The 19,576-nt window shown below is 44.4% G+C and carries 14 protein-coding genes; 9 read left to right on the plus strand and 5 right to left on the minus strand.

Annotated elements, in window-relative coordinates; translation table 11 throughout:
* Positions 1-7 precede the first annotated feature (7 nt).
* The 5 genes from BLV86_RS06980 to murI all read right to left on the minus strand — a co-directional run bounded on the left by BLV86_RS06980 (position 8) and on the right by murI (position 8,274).
* Positions 8-3,403, minus strand: coding sequence for an ATP-binding protein (locus BLV86_RS06980; protein WP_090815887.1), 3,396 nt, complete (start codon positions 3,401-3,403; stop codon positions 8-10).
* 182 nt (positions 3,404-3,585) lie between these two features.
* Positions 3,586-4,068 (minus strand): SsrA-binding protein SmpB, encoded by a 483-nt coding sequence (gene smpB, locus BLV86_RS06985; protein ID WP_031553974.1) that lies wholly within the window; start codon positions 4,066-4,068, stop codon positions 3,586-3,588.
* On the minus strand, positions 4,052-6,238 hold the full coding sequence (gene rnr / locus BLV86_RS06990; RefSeq protein WP_242873258.1) for a ribonuclease R: 2,187 nt from the start codon (positions 6,236-6,238) through the stop codon (positions 4,052-4,054). The genes smpB and rnr overlap by 17 nt, the downstream gene beginning before the upstream one ends.
* Positions 6,239-6,483: 245 nt before the next feature.
* Positions 6,484-6,711, minus strand: a complete 228-nt coding sequence (gene secG, locus BLV86_RS06995; protein WP_031553970.1) for a preprotein translocase subunit SecG — start codon at positions 6,709-6,711, stop codon at positions 6,484-6,486.
* A 744-nt stretch (positions 6,712-7,455) separates the two neighbouring features.
* Positions 7,456-8,274, minus strand: a complete 819-nt coding sequence (murI, locus tag BLV86_RS07000; RefSeq protein WP_090815889.1) for a glutamate racemase — start codon at positions 8,272-8,274, stop codon at positions 7,456-7,458.
* Between the two features lie 384 nt (positions 8,275-8,658).
* On the opposite strand from murI, the gene hprK reads away from it, so the two are divergent.
* The 9 genes from hprK (at position 8,659) to dusB (ending at position 19,482) form a co-directional block, all read left to right on the plus strand.
* Positions 8,659-9,594: an HPr(Ser) kinase/phosphatase gene (gene hprK, locus BLV86_RS07005; RefSeq protein ID WP_031553959.1), complete on the plus strand. Its 936-nt coding sequence runs from the start codon at positions 8,659-8,661 to the stop codon at positions 9,592-9,594.
* A 165-nt stretch (positions 9,595-9,759) separates the two neighbouring features.
* On the plus strand, positions 9,760-10,806 hold the full coding sequence (gene murB, locus BLV86_RS07010; RefSeq protein ID WP_090815891.1) for a UDP-N-acetylmuramate dehydrogenase: 1,047 nt from the start codon (positions 9,760-9,762) through the stop codon (positions 10,804-10,806).
* A complete protein-coding gene (gene rapZ, locus BLV86_RS07015) occupies positions 10,791-11,654 on the plus strand; it encodes an RNase adapter RapZ (RefSeq protein ID WP_090815893.1) in 864 nt (287 codons plus the stop codon). The genes murB and rapZ overlap by 16 nt, the downstream gene beginning before the upstream one ends.
* 163 nt (positions 11,655-11,817) lie before the next feature.
* Positions 11,818-12,513 carry a DNA-binding protein WhiA gene (gene whiA / locus BLV86_RS07020; RefSeq protein ID WP_090815895.1) on the plus strand — a complete coding sequence of 232 codons (696 nt, stop codon included), beginning with the start codon at positions 11,818-11,820 and terminating at the stop codon, positions 12,511-12,513.
* A gap of 88 nt (positions 12,514-12,601) precedes the next feature.
* Positions 12,602-12,862, plus strand: a complete 261-nt coding sequence (locus tag BLV86_RS07025; protein WP_031553948.1) for an HPr family phosphocarrier protein — start codon at positions 12,602-12,604, stop codon at positions 12,860-12,862.
* Between the two features lie 172 nt (positions 12,863-13,034).
* Positions 13,035-16,517, plus strand: a complete 3,483-nt coding sequence (locus tag BLV86_RS07030; RefSeq protein WP_090815897.1) for a DNA polymerase III subunit alpha — start codon at positions 13,035-13,037, stop codon at positions 16,515-16,517.
* Positions 16,518-16,644: 127 nt separating this feature from the next.
* Positions 16,645-17,622 (plus strand): 6-phosphofructokinase, encoded by a 978-nt coding sequence (gene pfkA / locus BLV86_RS07035; protein WP_090815899.1) that lies wholly within the window; start codon positions 16,645-16,647, stop codon positions 17,620-17,622.
* Positions 17,623-17,759: 137 nt separating this feature from the next.
* Positions 17,760-18,383, plus strand: a complete 624-nt coding sequence (locus BLV86_RS07040) for a DUF6145 family protein (protein WP_090815902.1) — start codon at positions 17,760-17,762, stop codon at positions 18,381-18,383.
* Positions 18,384-18,522: 139 nt separating this feature from the next.
* Positions 18,523-19,482, plus strand: a complete 960-nt coding sequence (dusB, locus tag BLV86_RS07045; RefSeq protein ID WP_090815904.1) for a tRNA dihydrouridine synthase DusB — start codon at positions 18,523-18,525, stop codon at positions 19,480-19,482.
* Positions 19,483-19,576: the final 94 nt, after the last annotated feature.

The following is a 19,576-nucleotide window of genomic DNA, read 5'->3' on the forward strand; positions in this document are numbered from 1 at the left end:
AGTCCTTCTAAAATATACTGTAATTAATATTGAAATTACTTACGAGCTGCTGTACCAGATCCCAGTCTATATCATCAAGAGCCCCTTTGATTTTTACAAGAGTGTTCTTCATATATGGAGAAACCGACTGAGCCGTAAGGAAATCCACAAGCTTTTCACAGGCATCCAGATCATACTCTTCAGCCTTATGTTCTAGAAGTTCGAATGCTTCTACCATTTCATTATAAGTCAGTTTCTCGACTTTTCCAATTTTTTCAATCGGATTATTTTCCTCTTTCTGCTCACCGACAGAATGAATCATCTCTGCAGCAGACGGTATACTGCCCTTTGAAAATCCTTTCTGATCATTAGCAGGCGCACCTGTAGACTGACCGGCAGCAAAGCTGTTTTTTATAAATACTTTCTTATCATCTGCGGAAGAACCTGACACAGGAGCAGAAGACATGCTGCCACTTTGATTATCTTTATTGATTAATAAAGCGTCTGCGGCTTCCGCAGGAATAGAATCTTTCTTAAAGTAATCCATTAGTGGACTCAGTTTTTCATAAATAACACTCAGGTTTGCCGCAAAGACAGGAGCGTTCTCTATGATGGTATCGACGTCACCGGCTATGCCTGCCTTCTCCAATACCTCTGCAAATCTGCTTAACTGTGTGGCACCTATGGCTCGGGAGGTGCTTTTTAAGGAATGCATCAGCATGGTAAATTCCTGACGTGCATTTCTGTCTTTTATGGATTTAAGTCTTTCAAGATTTCCCGGAATTCCGTCAACAAAACTCACAAGCGCTTTTGCTAATGTCTGGATATCGCCACAGTAGTTCAAACCTGATATGAGATTGATATCCGTCAGCTGTGTGATGAAGGCACCCGGATCCTTAGCCGAAGCATTAACCTTAAGGAAATCAGCATTCTTATCAGATTCTGCCTTATCCGACTTCACAATTTCCACCTTATCCTTTGGCAGGTACTGTATAAGTTTTGCTTCAAGATGCTCCGGTGATATAGGTTTTGGAAGATAATCTATAAAACCTTCTTCCAGATATGTGTTTCTGGCACCGGAAATGGCATTGGCGGTAAGAGCAATCACAGGTACCTTTGCTGCCCATGGCTTTTTAAGCTTTCGTATGGCGCGAAAAGCTTCTATACCGTCGATATCCGGCATAAGATGATCCATAAATATAAGATCAAATTCAAAATCATTACACAAAGCCACAGCTTGAACACCGCTTGAAGCTTCGGTTATATCAACTTCAGTCTTTTTCAGGAGAGACTTAAATACAAAACGATTTACATCTATATCATCCACAACCAGGATTCTGGCCTTTGGCGCCCTGAAGGATTCATGATAAAGATGCTTTTCCTGTAAAAGTCTCTTATATACAGACTTATGAGACCGGACAGTAGCCCAGTGTACAACCGGAACCTTGATGGTGAAGTAAAAATCGGAACCAACACCGTATTCGGAGACAAACTGAAGCTTACTGTCTGCCATAGCCAGAATTCTCTGTACTATGGACAAACCTAATCCTGTTCCCTGTATGCTTCGGTTTTTCTTCTCATCAAATCTTTCAAATTCCCGGAACAGTTTGTCCTTATCTTCAGGTTTTACACCTATTCCGGTATCCTTAACATGGATGGTCAGATATTCATTGTTCTCGTCAATTTTTTTGAAATCCATTGTAAAGGTAACCGAACCTTTTTCGGTGTATTTTACAGCATTGGATATGACATTGGTGAGAATCTGCTTCAGCCTGATCTCATCAAAACGGATCATGAAGGGCATATCCTCATTGATCTCAACATTAAATTTAAGGTTTTTCTTCTCACAGTATTGCTGTCCGATCTGAACCAGATCTGTAAGCAGCTTCAGGAGATCAAAATCAACCGGGATAAGATTCATCTTTCCGGCTTCGATCTTTGAGAAATCCAGTATATCGTTAACAAGGCTCAGTAAATGGTCACCTGAATTGGCGATTCCAGAGGCATATTGAAGAATCTGGAAATCAGTGGATTCCCTGAGAATCATCTCTGACATGCCGATGATGGCATTTATGGGAGTCCTTATCTCATGAGACATTCTTGACAGAAACTCGCTCTTTGATTTATTGGCATTGCCTGCCTTCACAACCATTTCATTAAGATCATACGAGGTCTTTTCAAGATAGGAAACAAGCCTTTCCGAAAGCGGCACCAGACCTCCGGACCTCGATTCGGTACTCTGTTTGAAATATGTTTTTGGTGTGGAATCCGTAACATGCCCCTCACGGAAACATATGGAAACGATGGAGCCTGCAAGAAGACCCCCCACGCCGTATTGTTTAAATATTTCCCCCGACCCAAAGGCATGAGTGGCCTGGGGGAGCATTCTTGTGAAAAATTCAATTTCTTTTTTGTATCGGTTATTAAGGAGCATATATCTGCTGACACAGACAAAATTACTCATGGCTTCGGGAACAAAATCCTGCATCCTCAGGCTGAGTTTTTCTGACTCATCAATCAATTCCTTGGGATTTCCGTAACCAATCTGAAGCTTTTCGCCTTCTTTTATATCACCATAGTAGTATAATTCTCCATGTTTACCGGCATAAAAAGGAATACGTACAAAAGGTACATCCTTTCGTTTTAAAATGAGCGGGAATTCATTGATATTAGCCATATTGTAGGCATTGAGATCCGCATCCAGATAATATTTATAAACCTCGGCCACCGGTGTATCATCCAGCTTTTCCAGGCAGGTTTCACCGATTTTAAGGTCGATGTCATTGCTCACATGGGCAGTAAAACTGCGTCCCAAAGGTTTCCACCCGAGACATGCATCATTTTTTATATTCAGATCTTTTCCGCAGTAAGCAACTGCTACAAGACCATATTCAACAGGGGTGTCCGTAAATACATAAGGCTGGGCACCCTGAAAAAAATCCTCAATATGATTGCTTGCCATTGCTCCAAAAAAAGGAAGTTCATCAAAACCATCACTTACATCATCAATTATTTTTGAGATGCCAATGTTCTTGCCCGCAGGGAACAGATGAACACCCTTAAGATGAGGCAGTCTTTTAAGCTTCCTGTTAAGCTCAGCGGCACCTTCTTCTTCAGAAATCTTTGAGAAATCATAAAGAAAAGTGTGGGTTTCGGATCTCTTAAAAAACATAAAACTCAGTATGGCAGTATACTGACTGTTGAAATCCCCGACGCCGAACAAAGACATACCGGCTATCTTGATATCCGGAAAAGAGGACTTAAGGACATTCAGAATCTCACCGATGTCATCCTTATGAATTCTGGTTGTGTAAACCTGAGCATAGGTATGGTAATTATTGGCGAAGAGATTTCTTATTTCCTTGTTTTTTGTAAGGTTATTTAAATCATTTAAGCCCTTAATAACAAAAGTCTTCTGATGCATATAGCCCCATTTCTATAAGACGAAACAGTAGAGACAAGGTATAAGTATGAAAGAGCCGGGGAGCATCCATTTAACAAACGGTGCGCTCGACGATAAATACTGAATAATTGTGTACAAACTTATACATTATCTTTATCGGCATCAGAAGACTTGTTAATAATATAATAACTATAAAAAAAGGTTCAGACTCTCAGATTAGCGCCCTTGAAATCTCTCTCAAGCTCACGCTTTTGCTGCTTCTTCGCAAGATCCGCTCGCTTGTCGTAAAGCTTCTTACCACGGCAGAGACCAACCTCCACCTTCACAAGAGATTTACGGAAGTAAACCCGGAGAGGAATGAGAGCGTAACCCTGTTCCTTCAGCTTACCCAGAATCTTGTTGATTTCGTATTTATGCATGAGAAGCTTACGGTCTCTGAGAGCGTCCTTATTGAAGATATTACCCTTCTCATAAGGATTGATATGCATGCCCTGGATGAAGACCTCGCCGTTTCTTATGCCGCAGTAAGCCTCTTTGATGGAGCATTGGCCCAGTCTCAGTGACTTTACTTCGGTACCTGCAAGCTCAATGCCGCACTCGTAAGTCTCGTCTACAAAATAATCATGATATGCTTTTTTATTGTTGGCTATGAGCTTTGTGCCTTCCTCTTTACCATAATTCGCCATAGCAGTCCTCCTCATCCCTTATCAACTGGAAATCTATAGTCCTTGTGAGCTTGTCGGCCCTTATAGCCCTGACACGGACCTTGTCCCCGAGCCTGTAAACCCTGCCGGTTCTTTCGCCAACCAACTCATATTTGTCTTCATAAAACACGAAATAATCATAGTCCATAAGCCTAAGGGAAACCATTCCCTCCACGGTATTTGGCAGTTCAACATAGATACCGTAGTTTGTAAGACCGGAGACTATACCGTCAAACTCCTCGTCAAGGTGATGCTGCATCCATTCGCATTCCTTCAGCTTATCGGTTTCTCTTTCCGCCTCATCGGCCCTTCGCTCCAGAGTCGAAGATCTCTCGGCAACGCCCGGTAGGAGATTGTGATAATGTGAAAGCCTTTTTCCCTTAAGCTCGCCCCGGAGATCTTCCTTGATTATACGATGTATCTGAAGATCCGGATATCTTCTGATAGGAGAGGTGAAGTGACAGTAGTACTTCGCAGCAAGTCCGAAATGTCCGCTGCACTCGGTGGAGTAGCGGGCCTGTTTCAGGGACCTTAGTGTCATTGTCTTGACGATAGGTTCCTCCGGCTTACCCTCTATTGACTCAAGAAGCTTCTGCACTTCCTTTGGTCTAATGCTTTCTTCGTCACGTATTCTTATAAAATGTCCGAAGTTCTCAATTGCACGTCCCAGTGCCTCAAACTTTTCAGGATCCGGCCTTTCATGAACACGGTAAACAAAAGGCATTTGCTGCCAGAAAAAGTCCTCAGCCACAGTTTCATTGGCGGCCAGCATGAAATCCTCGATGAGCATGTGAGCTTCGTTTCTGATGTATGGAAGAATCTCCGTGACCTTGCCCTTTTCATCAAGAAGGATCCTGGTTTCAGGGAAATCAAAGTCAATGCCTCCGCGCTCGTGACGGCGGTTTCTCAGAAGCTTTGAAAGCTCATACATTCTGAAAAGCATATCTTTATATGGGAGATATGTTTCGAGGTCTTCGCCGTTTGTAAGCTCCGCCCCTGTAAGAACGGAATGAACCCCGTTGTAGGTCATTCTCTTATTGCTGTGGATCACGGATTCACAAATCTCATGGTCGATGATCTTACCTGTTTCATCGATCTTCATGATGCAGCTGAGGGTCAGGCGGTCCTCATCCTCGTTGAGAGAGCAGATGCCGTTACAGAGCACTCTCGGAAGCATTGGGATGACTCGGTCTGTAAGATATACGGAAGTTCCGCGGTTCAAAGCCTCCTGATCGATGAGGCTGTGTTCTGTCACATAATGGGAGACATCCGCAATGTGAACATAAAGTGTATATATCTTTGAGGCCTCATCGTAAGTGAGAGAGATGGCATCATCCAGATCCTTGGCGTCCTCACCGTCGATTGTGACAGTGGTAAGGTTTCGGAAATCGTGATCTTTTCTCTGAGCGATAGCCTCCTCCGGAACCGTATCGGGAACACTTTGCGCCGCTTTTATGATTTCCTTCGGAAATTCCTCCGGCAGTCCGTAAGCCCTGACTATAGAGAGGATGTCCACGCCGGGATCATTAACATGACCGAGAATCTCGGTGATGACACCTTCAGGCTTATGCTTTGCATCTCCGTAGTTTACGACCTTGACGACTACCTTGTGGCCGTTTACAGCCCTCATATCCTTGCCCTGAGGGATGAAAATATCCTTAAGTATCCTCTGATTGTCAGGCTCAACGAAGCCGAAGTTTTTCTGCTTTCGATAAATTCCTATGATTTCTTTATTTGCATGTTCAAGTATCTGAGTAACGTGTCCCTCGGAGCGATGATTGCTGTCTGAATTTCTTGTGATGATGATCCTGACTCTGTCACCATCCAGAGCATCCCCTGTAAAATCAGCGGGAATGAAAATGTCGTCTTCATCCTCATGTCCTTCGAGACTTACAAAGCCAAAACCTCTCTGGTTTGCTATAAATGTACCAACATGTGTAAAATTCTCTGTACGTCCGTATCTTCCTTTTTGTGAGATACCGATCTTTCCGGAAGAAACCAGTTTGTCCAGAACTTCCTGAAAATCCCTTCTTTCAGGCTTCGGTACACCCAGAAGCATGGCCATTTCTTTAGCTTTCATGGGCTGATAAATCTTATCTTTGACTAAATCGACTATCAGCTTTGCAAGCTTGTCCTTTTGATAATCCTGCATATAAACTCCTTGTCCGGATTCTGTGATCCGTCGAAATTGAAGCATAAGTCCTTGAAACGACAGTCCTTTAACGCGAGGGCTGACGCTACATGCCGAGTTGAATTCGAAAGCCTGTAGCAGACCAACACATTGCTGTATTGATACCGAACTTATGCAGAAAAAAACCTGCATACTAATTGTATGCAGGTGTGAGATAACTGTCACTAAACTTATAGTTCAATCTTTTTGAGATCTTATAAAAACAATCACCAGATGATATCAAGTATCAAAGCGATAACAAAAAATAAAGCTGCAGCGATCTTTGTGAACTTCTCAAGTCCGCCTTCGATGGAACGTCCTTTATTCTTTGACCAGTATGACTCAGCCATTCCTGAGATAGCTCCAAGTCCTGCACTCTTGCCTTCCTGCATAAGAATGATAGCTGAAAGTGCTACGCCAATGATACAAAATATGATTACAAGTGCGATTTTCATAAATCTTCACCACCTTATTCGCAATTAGTTTTTAAAATACCGTAGTACTATAGCATGTTTTTATTTTCATTTCAAGTGGGTCTTGAAAATTCGAGGGGATGCGCGACGGGCCACGAAGTTGAAAGAACATTCGACACATTCATGTTCGCCCCAGCTGCACTGACGTGCATCTGGTTCGTACATGCCTGTGCCGAATGTTCTTTCAGTTCGCAGTCCTAGCCGCACATCCCCTCAAATTTTCAATCACGTATTGGAAGGCGGTATTTCATAGTAATGAGTCAATAAATTCAGAACTTAAATGACTCAAAACATTAAATATCCAAATTGAGCCAATGAAATCCTTGTATTTCTATGACTGAAATTTAAAAATCTTGAAATTGAGTCAATGATTTTGTAGCAACTCTATGACTCCAATTAATAAAATCTTGAAATTGAGTCAATTGCTTTGTGGCGCCTCTATGACTCCAATTAATAAAATCTTGAAATTGAGTCAAATAAATATGTGTGATTAATTGACTTCAAACCCAGAAATATACGATATAAGTCAAAAGCCAAACTATAGTTAATTGACTTCAAATCCAGTAACGTCCGATATAAGTCACTTCCTGAACTTGTTATTATTGACTTCATTTCCATATATTTTATTAAGAGTCAAAAATCAAGTCTCATCAGAATAATCCCACAGGTACTATTCGTATTTTTATAGATGTCCTCTTGTAACGGATTTGGTATTCCCGAAAATTGTCATGGCCGAAATTCGAACGGAAGTTCTAGTAGCCGCTTTGCGAGGGCTGTGGGGTTGTCATTAGCAGCGGTGGAGTAGAGCTCTACTTTGCCGGGGGTGGTGCTATCCGTTAGGAGGTCGGCTTCGCGAAGGCGGCGGCGGGTTTCGCGGGAGGTGCCGTAGGCACCGTCATGGAAGATCACGTCGTAGCCAAGGGCTTCACGGATTCTGTCGGTCACGAAGGGGAAGTGGGTGCAACCGAGGACGACGCTGTCTACAATTTGACCTCCGCCTCCGTCTTCTTTTTTGCGGAAGGGCTGCAGCAGATCCTTCAGGTAGGCGTCTATCTCAGGTGAGTTTTCTTTGCCTGCTTCCACCAAAGGAACTATTCCCGGAGCTGCAACGGGATAGATGTCGGCATTCTCGCTGAATCTTCCTATAAGATGGTGGAGTCGCTCGCCATGAATTGTGGAGTTGGTTGCCAACACCAGAACGTGGGGGTAAGCATTAATCGCTTTATCAACTGCGGGTTTTACTGCGGGCTCCATGGCAACTATGATGGCATCTTTATATTTTTCTCTAAGATAGGTTGCTGCGGCGGATGTGGCTGTGTTGCAGGCGATGACTATGGCTTTTGCTCCATGCGAAAACAAAAAGCGAATGCTGTCATCGCACATTTCTCTTATCCGTTCTTCACTTTTATCGCCGTAGGGTGCATTGATGCTGTCCCCGTAAAATATAAAATCTTCATTTGGCATATCGTGCCTAAGGATTCGAAGCACGGAGATGCCACCCACCCCTGAGTCAAAAACTCCGATGGGAGATCGTCTAGAAATCATACTTACTCCATAAATCTATATTTAATATCATCAATTCAGTTGATGAACTCAGATACAAACAGTTATGCCGGCTATCCGCCGGGAATTACCAGCCTTTATCCACCGGGGTCGGTTATCGCCGGCGAGAACTGTCCCCGGTAGATAAGTTTGTATTCAATTCCGGATTCTTAAACCGGGGCACTCCGTTCATTAACAGATGCCCACCGGCTTTCACTTTACAATCAGTATATTAAATGATAGAACCATTTCCCCGCCGCTTCAAGTTGATTTTTCCCTGTCGTCAAAATATACTTAAATGAGTGGGACTGCGGGAGAGTGATCTCTGAGCAGTCCGGTATCGGCTATTTATAATCATATCATATTTATTTAATTTGGAGGTCTCCTATGACAAGTGAAGACAAAGTCAGTGTAACCGAACTAATAAACAGAGTGAAGCTTGTGAATCTCACTCCCGAGATCAACACAGATAATGTATACATTACCATACCCAATGTTAACCGCCCGGCTTTACAGCTTGCGGGATTCTTTGATCAATTCGATTCAGAGCGCGTTCAGCTTATCGGTAATGTTGAGAATGCTTACCTCATGACTTTCGAGGCACCTCAGAGAAGAGCAAAGTATGACGCCATTACAAAATTCCCGATACCTTGTATCATTTACGCAAGAGATATCGTTCCTGACAGCTGCATGGTAGATGCCTGCCGCACCGCAAGGATACCTCTTTTGCAGTCTTCAAAGCCTACGACTGAGCTTGAAGCCGAGATCATCAGTTTTCTCAAGGTAAAGATGGCTCCGATGATTTCTGTTCACGGAGTTCTGGTTGATGTTTACGGCGAGGGTGTTCTCATCATGGGTGACTCCGGAATCGGTAAATCCGAGGCAGCCCTTGAACTTATCAAGAGAGGACACAGACTTGTATCCGATGACGTTGTTGAGTTAAGAAAAGTAAGCGACGAAACACTGGTAGGTTCTGCTCCCGATATCACAAGACATTTCATCGAGCTTAGAGGCATTGGCATCATAGACGTTATGCAAATGTTTGGTGTTCAGTCTGTTATGGATACCCAGAACATTGACATGGTCATAAAGCTTGCAGAGTGGTCAAAGGACAAGGACTACGACAGACTGGGTCTTAAGGACAATTACACAGAATTTCTGGGCAACAAGGTTATATGCTATGATATCCCGGTTCGTCCCGGACGTAATGTTGCCATCATAGTAGAATGTGCAGCCGTTAACAACCGTGCAAAGAAGATGGGTTACAATGCGGCACAGGTGCTTTACGAGCGTGTAACCGCAAACATGAAAAACAACGAATAATGCAGAAACAAAAACCTATGAGATGTCCACTGAGGACAATTCTATCTACTGGGGACAATTCTGTCCACCGGGGACGGTTCTTGCCGGAGAGAACCGTCCTTGGTGGATAGAGCCGTCCACGGTGGACAACTGACGGATAAAGACTAGATTAAAGGAAAATGTTGAATGAAAGTTTTGAAAAATGAGCCTCTGAAGAAGCACACAAGTTTTCGTGTAGGAGGTCCTGCAAAGGTATATGTTATTCCGGAGGACGATTATGAGCTCCGGAAGCTTATAGAGTTTCTCTATGAGGAAAAGCTTCCTTACAAGATCATCGGTAACGGAACAAATCTTCTGGTAAGCGACGAGGGCGTGGATGCCATTGTCGTGGAGATCGGAAAGACTCTGGAGGGACTGACACTCACTGTTGAGGGTCAGGATTCGGAAACCTCCTGTGCTGATAAACAGTGCACAGTGACTGCATCTTCCGGAATAAACTCAGGTATCGATGCAATCAGCGAAAAATCTGGCAAGAAAAAGAAAGCTGCAGCCACAGATTCAGATCAAAAAAAATCAGACAAATCCACCGAAGAAAAAGATGCCAATGTTTACCTCCTTAAGGTTATGGCCGGCACTCTCATTGGTAAAGCCGCTCAGTTTGCTGCCGATAACAGTCTCGCCGGAATGGAAGCCCTGAGAGGAATTCCCGGAACTGTTGGCGGCGCGGTCACAATGAACGCCGGTGCGTATGGTACCGAGATGATAGATGTTCTTCACTCTGTAGATGTGATCACAAAGGAAGGAAAGCTTCTGACACTTACTCCCGGGGAGCTTAAGCTCGGCTACCGTTACAGCATCGTTCCCGATAAGGAATATGTTGTGGTGTCGGTAACATTTGCACTGAAAAAGGGAGAGAAGAAGGAGATTAATGCCCTGATGGCGGACTACCAGCAGAGGCGTAAGGATAAGCAGCCTATAGATAAGGCTTCAGCCGGCTCCACCTTCAAAAGACCCGAAGGACATTTTGCCGGAAAGCTTATCGAAGACTGCGGTTTAAGAGGCTACAAACACGGCGGTGCCATGGTAAGCGAAAAGCATTGCGGATTTGTGATCAATGACGGCACCGCAAGAGCAGCCGACATATACTGGCTCATTGGAGAAATACGTAAGAGAGTACTTTTGGAACAGGGTGTAGAACTCACTCCGGAGGTTAAAATATGGGGAAACTTCTGATAGTTACAGGCATGAGTGGTGCAGGAAAAACCATTGCCCTTAAATCTCTTGAGGACATGGGGTACTACTGCGTTGACAATCTACCCATCCCTCTCGTGGATAAATTTGCCGAGCTGATCACTGACGGTAATGAGCAGATCACCAAAGCTGCTCTCGGCATAGATGTACGTTCCGGAAAGGATCTTCCTTTACTAAAGGAAATCTTTGATGAATGGGACATCAAGGGAAATGTGGATTATGAGGTGGTTTTTCTTGATGCATCGGACGAAACACTTTTAAAGCGTTTTAAAGAAACAAGACGTGCCCACCCTCTCAGTAAGGATGGAAGAGTAGAGACCGGAATCGAGGCTGAACGTCAGGAGATGGACTGGCTGAAGGATAATGCCGGTTTCATCATTGACACTACCCGCTTACTTACAAAGGAGCTCAGAGCTCAGCTTGCCGATATATTTGAAAAGAACAGGGCTTATGAGAATCTTCAGGTGACAATATTAAGCTTTGGATTCAAGTACGGTATCCCGGAGGATTCCGACCTGCTTTTTGATGTGAGATTCCTGCCCAATCCCTATTATGTTCAGGAGCTTAAGACTCATACGGGACTTGAGCAGTGCATAAAGGATTTTGTTCAGAAGGACGGTGTGGCAGATGAATTTCTGACGAAGCTGAAGGATATGGTAAGCTTCCTGATTCCTCATTATATAGAAGAAGGAAAAAACCAGCTGGTTATCAGTATCGGGTGCACAGGCGGAAAACACCGTTCCGTTACCATAGCTGAGCTTTTGTACCAAAGCCTCAGTAAATCAGCGGATTATGGCATACGTATCGATCATAGGGATATAAGCAAATAGGCATTAAGACAATTTATATGAATTTTAGGTATGTTTCCTATGTAATATTTTTATGGATATGCCCATAAAGAATTTTGTATCCAATGTCTTTGTCGAGTTTCAACAATACGACTGGTTTTTGATTACCGTTTTTGATACTTTTTTCAAACCCGGGAGATTCAGAATGGAACATTCTAAAAACAAAATATCTTTTTCAAGCCGGGTAAAGGATGAGTTACGGAAAAAAGACTTTACAGCTTATGAAAAAGTAATTAATATTGGTAGCGTCGATTCAAGGGATTTGAAAACCCGCTCTTATATAAGAGAATGTTTTTTAAATTCCGGTTCGGTTACAGATCCAAAAAAAGATTATCATTTGGAGTTTGTCTGTGAAGGTGCAGAAGATGCTGACCGGATTTCAGACGGATTATGTGCATTTCAACTTGAACCAAGGATTATGGAAAGAAACGGACATCTGGTGGTTTACCTGAAGGATGCCGCACAGATATCTGACGTTCTGAATCTCATGGGAGCCGTTGACGGCCTTATGGAGTTTGAAAATGTACGTATACTCAAAGAAGTCAGTGAAAAGGTCAACCGACGCGTTAACTGCGAGACAGCCAATCTGCAGAGAACTGTTTCTGCAGGCATCAGACAGGTTGAAGATATCGAACTTATCGAAAGGGAACTGGGACTTAAGAATATAGATCCGGGACTTAGAGAGATAGCTGAAAAGAGGTTGGAAGACCCCAATGCTTCTCTTTCGGAACTGGCAGAAAGACTCAGTGAACCTATTGGAAAGAGCGGAGCCAATCACCGTATGAGAAAGATTGCAAAAATCGCTGACTCCTTACGTGAAAAGACCGCCGAGAGAGTATGAAAAGAAGTTGAGTTTTTTGTTAATTGCAATGCAAGGGGGAATCCCTGTATTCATTGCTCACATTAGCTGATCTTCATGGAGGACAATGATGAAGGACACAAACGTAGTAGTTAATTTACCAAAGAAATCTGATGACCACCCTGTGGCTATGCTTGTACAGATCGCCAGCAGATATGAGTCACGTATATATATGGCTGACGGCCCAAGAAAGGTTAATGCCAAGTCAATCATGGGCATGATGGCACTCGGTGTAAACAATGGCCAGGAGATCGTTATTTCCGCTGAAGGTTCAGATGAGGATGCAGCTGTTGAGGCTATCTCACATTACCTCAAGGGTGAGGCAGTTTAATAAACATAAATAGTGAAACGCTCAAGGGGGCTATCATTTTAGATGATCATCATCTGAAGGATAGCTCCCTTTTAATGTCTCAAGTTATTCAGAACAAATATTCTAAATTTCCACCATGTGTGGTATGATGTATATGTTTTTCAAACGAAGAAAACAGCAATAGGAGATCACAATGGCTTTTACACATTTGCATGTACATACATCCTACAGTCTTTTGGACGGGGCGGGACGGATTCCGGAGATGATAGCCCGCTGCAAGGAGCTGGGGATGGATTCCATGGCCATCACTGACCATGGCGTTATGTACGGAGTCATAGACTTTTATAAAGAAGCAAAAAATCAGGGCATTAAGCCTATACTTGGCTGTGAGATATATCTGACTCCCGGTTCAAGATTTGACAGAGAAGTCGGGAAGGGTGACGACAGATATTATCATTTGGTGCTTCTTGCGGAAAATGACCTTGGTTACTCAAATCTCATGAAGATCGTGTCCCGTGGATTCACAGACGGCTACTACTATAAGCCGAGAGTGGATTTTGAGACCCTTGAGGAATTTCACGAAGGAATCATTGCCCTTTCAGCCTGTCTTGCGGGAGAGGTTTCAAAAAATCTCTCCAGGGATCTTTATGATGAAGCAAAGGCTGCGGCACTTCATTATGTAGAAATTTTCGGCCATAACAACTTTTTCCTGGAGCTTCAGGATCACGGCTATCCCGAGCAAAAAAAGGTTAATGCAGGAATCCTCCGTCTTCATGAAGAAACCGGCATACCTCTGGTTGCCACCAATGATATACATTATACCTATAAGTCCGACGCTGAAGCTCACGATATCCTTCTGTGCCTCCAGACCGGCAAGAAAGTGTCCGATGAAGACAGAATGAGATATCCCGGCGGACAGTTCTATATAAAGTCGGAAGAGGAGATGCAGACGCTTTTCCCTTATGCAAAGGAGGCCCTTGAGAACACCCATAAAATTGCCGAAAGGTGTAATGTTGAGATCGAGTTCGGACATTATCACCTGCCTAAATATGAAGTTCCTGAGGGCTATACCGCCGAAAGCTATCTTACAGAGCTTTGTGAACAGGGCATGAAGGAGCGCTACGGGGAGGAAGCTTCCAAATATGAGGACAGACTCAGATACGAGCTTGACACCATAAGCTCCATGGGCTTTGTTGACTACTTCCTTATCGTCTGGGATTACATCCATTATGCCAAAACCCACGACATTTCCGTAGGTCCCGGAAGAGGTTCGGCTGCCGGCTCCATCGTTGCCTACGCCATAGGCATTACCGACATCGACCCCATGAGATACAATCTCATATTTGAGCGTTTCCTTAATCCGGAACGTGTAACCATGCCCGATGTTGACGTGGACTTCGAGTACGAAAGAAGACAGGATGTCATAGATTATGTAACAGAGAAATATGGCAAGGACAGCGTTTCCCAGATCGTAACCTTCGGTACCCTTGCGGCCAGAGGCGTTATCCGCGACGTGGGACGTGTTCTTGATGTGCCTTACGCAAAGTGCGACCTTATCGCGAAGCTGGTACCTAACGAGCTTAACATTACCCTGGACAAGGCTCTGGAAATGAACCCGGAGCTGAAGACAATGTATGAGTCTGATGAAGAGACCCATCGTATCATTTCCATGAGTAAACGTCTGGAGGGACTCCCCAGGCACAGCTCCATGCATGCGGCGGGAGTGGTTATCTCCGGGCAGCCGGTTGTGAATTACGTTCCTCTGTCAAGAGGCTCCGACGGCTCCATCACCACACAGTTCACCATGACCACCATTGAAGAACTGGGACTTCTGAAGATGGATTTCCTGGGGCTCAGAACCCTTACGGTTATAAAGGATGCGGTCCGCTATGTTAATGAATCCTACGGGGTAAATCTCGATATAGATAAGATCGACTACACCGATCCCAAGGTTTATAAGATGATCTCCCAGGGCAAATGCGAGGGCGTGTTCCAGCTGGAATCCACGGGCATGAAGAACTTCATGAAGGAGCTGAAGCCTAAGAACATCGAGGACATCATAGCCGGTGTGGCTCTCTACAGACCGGGCCCCATGGATTTCATTCCAAAGTACATCAAAGGAAAAACTGACCCCGACCATATAAGCTACGACTGCCCGGAAGTTAAGCCCATACTTGAAAACACCTATGGCTGCATCGTTTACCAGGAGCAGGTAATGCAGATCGTCCGGGATCTGGCCGGCTACTCTATGGGAAGATCCGACCTGGTTCGCCGTGCCATGAGTAAAAAGAAGACTTCCGTCATGGAAAAGGAGCGGAAGAACTTTGTATACGGAAATAAAGAGGAAAACATACCCGGCTGCATAGCAAACGGCATCAGTGAAGATATAGCAAACCGAATCTATGATGAGATGATCGACTTCGCGAAGTATGCCTTCAACAAGTCTCATGCAGCCTGCTACGCGGTTGTGGCTTACCAAACAGCCTTCCTCCGCTGCTATTATCCGGCTGAGTTTTATGCGGCTCTCATGACCTCATTTATGGACAATATGTCAAAAACCGCAGAGTACATAGATGTTGTTAAGTCCTTCGGAATCAGGATACTTCCCCCGGATGTAAACTATGCGGAGGTTGGCTTCTCAGTTAAGGACGGCGCCATAAGATACGGCCTCAGTGCCGTAAAGGGTGTGGGACGTTCCGCCGCCATGCAGATCATTACCGAGAGAAATCAGCATGGTCCATTTAAGGATTTTGAAGATTTCGTCACCAGAGCCTCGGCCAAAGGCATTAACAAAAGAGCCATCGAGTATTTTATACAGGCCGGCGGAACCGATGAATTCCCCGGAAACAGAAGACAGAAGATGATCGTGCTTCCCATGATCCTTGAAAACAAAGCCAAGGAAAAGAACAGCTCCATGGCCGGGCAGATGACTCTGGCAGATCTTCTGGGAGAGGACAGCAAGGATGCGGAGGAGTTCAGGATCACCATGCCGAAGCTTCCCGAATTTGATCTGTCAGAGATACTCCAGTTCGAGAAGGAGGCCCTGGGATTTTATCTCAGCGGACACCCACTGGATGAATTCAGAGAGGTTATGAGTGCCAATATCACTGCCACCAGTCTGTCATTTAACCGTGAGGCACAAACCGACCGGGAGCCTCTCAGGGACAAGCAGCAGGTCACTGTAGGAGGCATCATCACTGATATAAAAAATAAAATAACCAGCAAACAACAGCAAATGGCATTTATAGAAATCGAAGATATGGTCGGTACTATAGATGTAGTGGTATTTCCCAATACTTATCAGAAAAAGCGTGAGCTGATAAAGCCGGACAATAAGGTCTTCATATATGGTTCAGTAGATATTTCAGATGACGCCAATGCAAAGCTTATCGCCAACAACATTTACACCTTTGATGAGGCACCGAAGGAGCTGTGGCTTCAGTTTGATGATAAAGACAGTTACCTGAATCTGGCTGCCAAAGTAGACCGGATTCTGGCTGAACATAAGGGTCTTGACCAGGTTTCGGTATATCTGAAAAAAGAAAAGGCCGTAAAGAAACTGAACCGGGATCAGGCTGTCAATGTGAATAATGCACTATTAACAACACTCAGCAGCCTACTTAGTGAAAAAAATGTCAAAGTTACATATAAAGTATTGAAAAAAATACAAAATTAAACTAATATATAGTCTCAGTTTAGAGTATTTAATTTAAATAAATAGTTGTTTGGATACGTTCTGTTTTAAGTCTGTAACAGATTTCAGGCTGATCCAGATGAATCTTGTCAAATACGGAGGAACTACTATGGCTGCTAAAGCTGTGAAAACAATTGGAGTTTTGACATCAGGAGGCGATGCACCGGGCATGAATGCCTGTGTAAGATCCGTTGTAAGAACCGCTATTCATGAAGGTCTCAAGGTAAAGGGAATTATGAGAGGTTATGCGGGACTTCTTCAGGAAGAAATCGTGGATATGGATACCACATCCGTTTCCGATACCATCAGCCGTGGCGGAACTATTCTTTATACAGCAAGATGCCAGGAGTTCACAACACCTGAAGGTCAGCAGCGTGGTGCAGAGGTCTGCAGAAAACACGGAATCGACGGAATCGTAGTAATCGGTGGAGACGGATCATTCAGAGGTGCCGGAAAGCTTTCAGCTCTCGGCATTAACACCATAGGCTGCCCCGGAACCATCGACCTTGATATCGCTTGTACAGATTATACCATCGGTTTTGATACAGCCATCAATACAGCAATGGAAGCTATCGATAAGCTCAGAGATACATCTACTTCCCATGAGCGTTGTTCTATCATCGAGGTTATGGGTAGAAGAGCCGGATATATCGCTATGTGGTGCGGTGTGGCAAACGGTGCAGAGGAGATCCTTATTCCTGAGCGTTACGATGGAGATGAGCAGGCGATCATCAATCGTATCATCGAGGCTCGTAAGAGAGGCAAGAAGCACTATATCATCATCAATGCCGAGGGTATCGGACACAGCACATCCATGGCTAAACGTATCGAGGCTGCTACAGGAATCGAGACCAGAGCAACCATCCTCGGACATATCCAGCGTGGTGGTTCACCGACCTGTAAGGATCGTTACTATGCATCCATGATGGGCGCAAGAGCAGCAGAGCTCCTTCGCGACGGTAAGTCAAACAGAGTCGTTGCCTATAAGCACGGCGAGTTCGTGGATTTCGATATCCAGGAAGCACTTCAGATGAAGAAGGACATCCCTGAGGATCAGTACAGGATTGCAAGTCTTCTCGTTAGATAATAATTTCAAAGATGTGGTTTCACTTATGAAGCCACATCTTTTTTTGACCTTCAGAGTGCTTGCACACATCCTGTACTTGTGTTATCATGCGTGCACGCATTAAAAGTAGATTACATCTTATAATGAAAGGGTAAACTATGGCAGATATAAAAAATAACGAAAACCTCGAGGGCAGCAACATCGTCCTTTGTGCGGCTAATGCCTATAATCAGAAGTTCTTTTTGAATCCGGATTACAACAATCTTCCGGAGGATGTAAAGAAGGAGCTAAAGATAATTTCAGTAGGTTATACAGAAGAGATAGGCGGCATCTTCCTGATGGAGTTTAACAGGGATGACAAGCTGGTTCTTAAATCCATGCATGAAGACGGTGACAGCCTTTTTGATGAAGATAATTCAAGAAAGAAGATAGACGAGCTTGCCGAAAAATATGAGCCCCTGTTTTCAAAGCTGGAAGCCTACTACACAGCCCTTCAGACACTTCGTGGAAATGCCAAAAGAGGCGGAGAAGAGGTTGAGATCACCGATGAGGACCTTAATGGAGAGTCAGGTTTAAACAATCCCGAAGGTATCGCAGAGGTCAGACAGGCTACTGCCGAAGAGATGCAGAGCTTCTACGGCGATGATACCGATATGGATCAGACCGTAGTCACCGAGGAAGAGCAGGGAACCATCAAAAAGACCGGCTCCTGGGATATGCCGGTACACCCCGACGACCCCGACGCCGAGCAGAACGCATATCATACGTTATTTGGGGACTAATCCACAATCGGAGATTGTGGATGCCGCCCAGCCGGCGAGGCTGGTTTCGGCTAAGCCGAAATCAAACGAAAATGCCTGCGCGTCAGCGCATTCCAATGGCATTTTCTCCTTGTACCTGTAAATTAATAGAAAGAATATAATGTATATCGGAAATATAGAACTTAAAAACAATGTTTACATGGCGCCCATGGCCGGCGTCACAGACCTCCCCTTCAGAACTCTTTGCCATGAAATGGGAGCCGGCCTTACCGTGACGGAAATGGTAAGCGCCAAGGCCATATTATATAAGAACAAAAACACCGAGGAGCTTATGACCCGGGGCGGTGACGGAAGTCCCGTTGCGGTACAGCTTTTCGGCTCAGACCCGGAGATAATGTCTGATATTGCCCATCAGATAGAAGACCGGTTCGAAATCATTGACGTAAACATGGGCTGTCCGGTAGGTAAGATCGTCAGCAACCATGAAGGCAGCGACCTTATGAACCACCCGGATCTGGCTTACGAAATATTAAGCCGGATGGTAAAGAAATGTCACACCCCCATTACCGTCAAATTCAGAAAAGGTTTTGCAAAAGAAGATGATACGGCAGTGGAATTCGCAAAAATGGCTGAAAGCGCAGGTGTTTCCGCTGTAACGGTACATGGAAGGACCAGATCCCAGATGTACGCGGGAAAAGCCGACTGGGACGTTATAAGACGTGTCAAGGAGGCCGTAAAGATACCTGTATTCGGAAACGGAGACATATTCGAGCCTGAGGACGCGAAAAGGATGATGGACGAAACCGGCTGCGACGGAGTAGCTCTTGCAAGAGGCGCACAGGGGAACCCATGGCTCATTAAAAGGACTGTGCATTATCTTGAGACCGGTGAACTTCTGCCGAAGCCAACCATATCAGAGATCATCGAAATGATCCACCGGCACACTGAACTCATGAAGGAAATAAAGGGCGAATACACCACCATCAGGGAGATGCGTAAGCATATCTCATGGTATACGGAAGGGCAGCCTAAATCATCAAAGCTGAGAGCAGAAATCAACACAGCGGGCAGTATCGAAAAACTCTTTGAGATTGTTGACAAACTAGCCATTAATGTATAAAATCACCATTTGTAAAAGAAGCATTCAAATTTGACATTTGTACAAATTTTTATGATAACAATTTGCCGGGTCTTTCCGACAGCAATATATGTGA

Origin of the sequence: Oribacterium sp. KHPX15, from assembly GCF_900107835.1 — a bacterium.
Classification (GTDB): Bacteria; Bacillota; Clostridia; order Lachnospirales; family Lachnospiraceae; genus Oribacterium.

Bases quoted from the DNA above. Each gene is read 5' to 3' on its own strand.
- BLV86_RS06980 (WP_090815887.1), bottom strand. From the start codon at position 3,403: ATGCATCAGAAGACTTTTGTTATTAAGGGCTTAAATGATTTAAATAAC.
- smpB (WP_031553974.1), bottom strand. From the start codon at position 4,068: ATGGCGAATTATGGTAAAGAGGAAGGCACAAAGCTCATAGCCAACAAT.
- rnr (WP_242873258.1), bottom strand. From the start codon at position 6,238: ATGCAGGATTATCAAAAGGACAAGCTTGCAAAGCTGATAGTCGATTTA.
- secG (WP_031553970.1), bottom strand. From the start codon at position 6,711: ATGAAAATCGCACTTGTAATCATATTTTGTATCATTGGCGTAGCACTT.
- murI (WP_090815889.1), bottom strand. From the start codon at position 8,274: ATGATTTCTAGACGATCTCCCATCGGAGTTTTTGACTCAGGGGTGGGT.
- hprK (WP_031553959.1), top strand. From the start codon at position 8,659: ATGACAAGTGAAGACAAAGTCAGTGTAACCGAACTAATAAACAGAGTG.
- murB (WP_090815891.1), top strand. From the start codon at position 9,760: ATGAAAGTTTTGAAAAATGAGCCTCTGAAGAAGCACACAAGTTTTCGT.
- rapZ (WP_090815893.1), top strand. From the start codon at position 10,791: ATGGGGAAACTTCTGATAGTTACAGGCATGAGTGGTGCAGGAAAAACC.
- whiA (WP_090815895.1), top strand. From the start codon at position 11,818: ATGGAACATTCTAAAAACAAAATATCTTTTTCAAGCCGGGTAAAGGAT.
- BLV86_RS07025 (WP_031553948.1), top strand. From the start codon at position 12,602: ATGAAGGACACAAACGTAGTAGTTAATTTACCAAAGAAATCTGATGAC.
- BLV86_RS07030 (WP_090815897.1), top strand. From the start codon at position 13,035: ATGGCTTTTACACATTTGCATGTACATACATCCTACAGTCTTTTGGAC.
- pfkA (WP_090815899.1), top strand. From the start codon at position 16,645: ATGGCTGCTAAAGCTGTGAAAACAATTGGAGTTTTGACATCAGGAGGC.
- BLV86_RS07040 (WP_090815902.1), top strand. From the start codon at position 17,760: ATGGCAGATATAAAAAATAACGAAAACCTCGAGGGCAGCAACATCGTC.
- dusB (WP_090815904.1), top strand. From the start codon at position 18,523: ATGTATATCGGAAATATAGAACTTAAAAACAATGTTTACATGGCGCCC.